At 64.3% G+C, this 2644-nt stretch carries 2 protein-coding genes; both read right to left on the reverse strand.

All coding sequences use genetic code 11. From position 1 onward, the window contains the following. Positions 1–1983 (reverse strand): relaxase/mobilization nuclease domain-containing protein (locus tag Q7J44_RS03630; RefSeq protein WP_304877071.1); only part of this gene is annotated, 1983 nt, incomplete at its 3' end. Continuing rightward, positions 1970–2572, reverse strand: coding sequence for a helix-turn-helix domain-containing protein (locus Q7J44_RS03635; protein WP_304877073.1), 603 nt, complete (start codon positions 2570–2572; stop codon positions 1970–1972). The genes Q7J44_RS03635 and Q7J44_RS03630, both read right to left, overlap by 14 nt. Positions 2573–2644 lie beyond the last annotated feature (72 nt).

The following is a 2644-nucleotide window of genomic DNA, read 5'->3' on the forward strand; positions in this document are numbered from 1 at the left end:
GTCCTGTCGCGCTTGATCCTCGATGTCGAAACTCCGCTCGCTGATATAGGCGCGCGATGCACCCATGGCGCGGAGGCGGTTGATTTCCTCCTGCACCGCCGTCCCGAATTCTTCATCGGGCATTTCCGCGCGGTAGCGCGCAAGGGTGCGGTCATCTTCGGTGATCGGACCGAGATGTTGCGTCGGATCGCGCAGAGCCAAGTCCATATCACCCGCGTGGAGCCTGCGATCCTTCTCCTCGACGGCGAACTCCTGTGGCTTGCGGCTGTCGGTGATTTTGTCCCATGCCATCGAGGCCAATTCGGCATGATCAGGCGACCGCTGTGCATAGGCGTTGAAGGCGGCGCGGGCTTCTTCCACTTCGACAGCACCGGCCCTGCGCACGGAAGGGTCGTCTGAGAACGGGTAGGTGAAATCTGTCCGTCGGAATTGGGCGACCAGCTGCTGGAAGTCCTGCCGCTCGGACGGGGCGAAGGCGTCCGGTCCCGCGTCGTCGAGATCGCGGCCCAGTGGCGTCAGACGTTCGCCGAGCGAGACCTCGGCATCCTCCGCCTCATCGACATCGTCGACCGCCCGCAAGATGCGGGCATCGGTCAGAGTATCGCCCAGGCGGACGTGAACGGCTTCCAGCCGGTCCAGCGCTTCCTCGCGATCCTCGCCCTTCTCCAGATCGAGGTCGCCCGCCGTGGCGATGGCGCGCAGATCCTGCGCAAGCCACTGCCGTTCGAGGGCTGCATTGCCGGCACCCTCACGCATGCGGGCGGCAACCGCCTCGGGATCGATGCCCGTGCCCTGCAGTGCCTCCGTGAGGCTTGCCTTCACATCCCCGTCGTCGAGACGCATCATCTGGTCTTCGCGCATATTGGCGCGCGCATAGATACCGTCTGGGGAGGGCGCATCAAGCAGCGCGGCCGAGCGGTCCCCCAGCGGATTGAGATGCGCTACGGAAGCCAGCACATCGGTGAGCTTGCGCTCGATCTCTGGCCGCTCGGCCGCGGGCGCCCGGTCGATCGCCGCTTCGATCTGACGGATGTTCTGAGAAAACTCGGTGATCAGCGTGTCGAAGGCTGTTTCGTCTTGGGACATGTAGATGGCTCCGTCAGATTGGACCTGACCGCCATTGGCAAGGATGGTGCTGGCCCGCTCGAGCGCCTCGGCCACGTCATTGAAGTTCGACCGCGACGCCTCAGCGGCCAGACCCCGATAGGTCAGCGCGTTGTGCGCCACCGTCTCCAGGGCTGCGGCGAGATCAGCCCCCGTGCGCTGGCGCTCGACCGGTGACCGACCCTCATCGCGGGCTTTGTAGACCTCGTCGATCTCTGAACGGTAGGTCGTGACCCCCCTGTCAAGACGCCGTGTCGCCTCGAGCCGGATCCCGTGGACCTGCGCCGCCTCGACCATCGCCACCCGGAAGGCGTCGTAGTTGAAGTGGTGATCCTTTCCGAGAAAGAACATTTCGCCATCCTTGCTGCGGCGGTTCAGAACGATATGCGCATGTGGATGCGCGCGATCTTGGTGTATTGCAGCAATATAGTCGAATTGCGACCCCTCACCTTGAAAGAACCGCTCGCACACCGCCTCGGTGATCGCGCGAACCTCTTCGCCGCCGGATCCTACGGGAAACGCCATCAGGAGATGCGAGGTATGACCAAGCTTCGGACTATGCCGTTCGCCCCACTGCTTCTCGAAGCGCCGCACGACCCGGTCGATCTCGGCCTCTGACAGGGTCTTCTTGCCATCATGGGTGCCACGGCTGTCGAGGATGTGACTCGACTTGGTGGTGAGGTAGGTCAGCTGGGCCTTCAACTGGGCGCCGGTATGGCACCCACCCTTGGAGATGGGCTTGAAGATAGCAGGGGAATAGCCCCGCGCGGCCCGGACCATCTGAGCATTCTTCGCCAGCCCCTGCCAGCTGCCCGAGACCCGGCTCCAGTCGCGATCGAAGAGGGCGGGCCCCACACCGCGCGCCTCACTCCGCGCCATACCCCGCCTCTTGCTGCGAATCTGGCCGCGCCAGACCGGCGAGGGCCTTGGTCACCTCGAGGTCCAGCACACGGCGGCGCGCGCGGAACATCTCCTGGATCTGGTCCGCCATGTCGAAGACCAGCAAGGCAAGATCGCGGATCTCGGCATGGCTGGCGGGCGTATAGGGCAGCCGCTCGCCATTAAGCTTCGCCTCGTTCAGGCGGCGCGCGACCTGGTTGACGTTGTTGCCGACACGGTTCAGCGCCGCGCTCAACCCTCTCAACTCATCCGTCATGCCCTCATCCGGGCGCAGGATGTCATCGGCAGCCAGCATCAGGCAGCGCATAGCGTCTGACCGATGGGCAATCCGGCGCCGCGCGAGAGCAGCATCGAAGCCACGAAGGTCGCGGTCGGTGACCCGCATGGTCAGCACGCGAGTGCGGCTGTCGTTGGCAGAGACGGCGGAACGGCCCCGGCCGAGGACGTTGTAGACGGTCTTGGGCGAAACCTTCAGCGCCGCGCTGATCGCACCAACCGAGACGCCTTTCGCCCGTTCCCGAACGATCTGACGGCGCTCCTGATCGGTCAGTCTGCGACTGCTGCCCATGTGAAGTATACGTTCCTATTTCTTGCCAACTTCGTACAAGCCCGCCTTCTCCCAGCACAAGCGGAGAAGGCA

This window comes from Pseudotabrizicola sp., assembly GCF_030656345.1.
Taxonomy (GTDB): domain Bacteria; phylum Pseudomonadota; class Alphaproteobacteria; order Rhodobacterales; family Rhodobacteraceae; genus Pseudotabrizicola.

Excerpts from the sequence above, each read along its gene's own strand:
- Q7J44_RS03635 (WP_304877073.1), bottom strand. The coding sequence starts at position 2,572 with ATGGGCAGCAGTCGCAGACTGACCGATCAGGAGCGCCGTCAGATCGTT.